The organism is Bradyrhizobium ferriligni (genome assembly GCF_056837965.1).
In genome coordinates this window covers 1-1,489 of sequence record NZ_JBXEJO010000176.1, presented here as the reverse complement: position 1 = coordinate 1,489, position 1,489 = coordinate 1, and the positions used below count along the sequence as shown (strand labels likewise).

Annotated in this window: 2 protein-coding genes; both read right to left on the bottom strand. The window is 37.3% G+C overall.

The window, feature by feature from the left end; translation table 11 throughout:
• Positions 1 to 380: 380 nt before the first annotated feature.
• Positions 381 to 671 carry a hypothetical protein gene (locus tag AC1VNY_RS42425; protein WP_482409655.1) on the bottom strand — a complete coding sequence of 97 codons (291 nt, stop codon included), beginning with the start codon at positions 669 to 671 and terminating at the stop codon, positions 381 to 383.
• A gap of 140 nt (positions 672 to 811) precedes the next feature.
• Positions 812 to 1,489 (bottom strand): RNA-directed DNA polymerase (locus tag AC1VNY_RS42420; protein WP_482409654.1); only part of this gene is annotated, 678 nt, incomplete at its 5' end.

The window sequence follows — 1,489 nt, the reverse complement described above, 5'->3', positions numbered from 1 at the left end:
ATTTACTTCAATCAAATCTCGACTGATCTTGTTCTCCATTATCTTCCGTGTCCTTACATTCGTTCTTATTATAATGTTAAGTAGGTCACATCGTATTAGTTGACAAACATTTTGACGCATATTACCTTGAAATAATTGTGGAATGTTTTCTAAGAAAAGCCGACTTTAGATAACAGTTGCAGATTTCTGAGAAAGGTCTTTAGCGAATCCTCATTATCAGTCCTCTCCGCATCCAAGGACAGTGACGGCAGGGATAATACAATTTCGACTCAATTCGATCGTGTTTCTTTCTTTTAACCTCAAACCTGCAAGTAATTTCTCCATATCGCTCTATCCTGGGCAACTTGCTCAATCTCTTCCATGGAATTGAGACCGATATTTCATGCCTCTCTCAGCAAAGTTCGTTTCAGGGTCTCCTTAGGTCGACCTCTCTTTCTTGAACCCTTTGCATCCCACTTCAATGCCTGCTTTGATATTCGTTGATCATTTCTCCTCAAGGTGTGTCCAACATATCTCCATCTTCTCTTTCTTATAACAGTTGTCACTAGTGGTTGACCAGACATGTCTCTGATTTCATCACTTCTCCTGAATTCGTTCCATTTTATATTCATTATTTTTCGCAGACATCTATTTTCAAATGCATTCAACTTGCTTTCTATATCTTTAGTCATTTTCCAACTCTCGCTGGCATATGTTAGGATTGATACAACATTTGAATTGAAAATTCGTAATTTAGTTTTAATACTATATAACTTGCAGTTCCATATTTTATTTAGACTTTTAAAAGCTGATGTTGCTTTGTCAATTCGTATCATAATTTCTTTTTAACATTTCCTGTGCAATCAAAATTGCTACCTAAATAGGTGAACTGCTCTGTTATTTTTATCATTTTAGATTCCAGGGTGATATCTGCGTTACTTGCCATAGGTGTCTTCATTATATTTGTTTTTTCATAGCTTATCTGCAGTCCAACTTTTGATGCTATAGATGACAAGTTGTCTGTTTTTCTTTGCATATCTTGGTTGTTTCTACTTAACAAGGCAATATCATCTGCAAAATCCAAATCTTCTAGTTGACTATTTTCTACCCAATCGATGCCAGTTTCGCCCCTGCAACATTTTCGCATCACCCAGTCAATGGCCACTCCAAACAATAGCGGAGATAGAATACAGCCTTGCTTTACTCCGGTTTCAACCATAAACCAGTCGCTGTGTCCACCATCAGTGCGAACTGCACACTGTGAACCATCATAGAGGCTCTTGATAATGTTTATTATTTTGTCTGGTATTCCATAGCATCTCAGAATATTCCACAGAGAGATTCTGTGTAGACTATCAAAGGCTTTTTTAAAATCGATGAAATTTAGTATAAGTGGTTGTTGCTTCTCAATATGTTCCTCCAAAATTAGTCGTAGGGTAATTATTTGGTCTAAGCAGCTTCTCCCAGGTCTAAAACCAGCTTGTTCTTCTCTCAGGGTTGTGTCCACTGC

Coding starts and splice junctions, on each gene's coding strand:
- AC1VNY_RS42425 (WP_482409655.1), bottom strand. CDS start 671: ATGACTAAAGATATAGAAAGCAAGTTGAATGCATTTGAAAATAGATGT.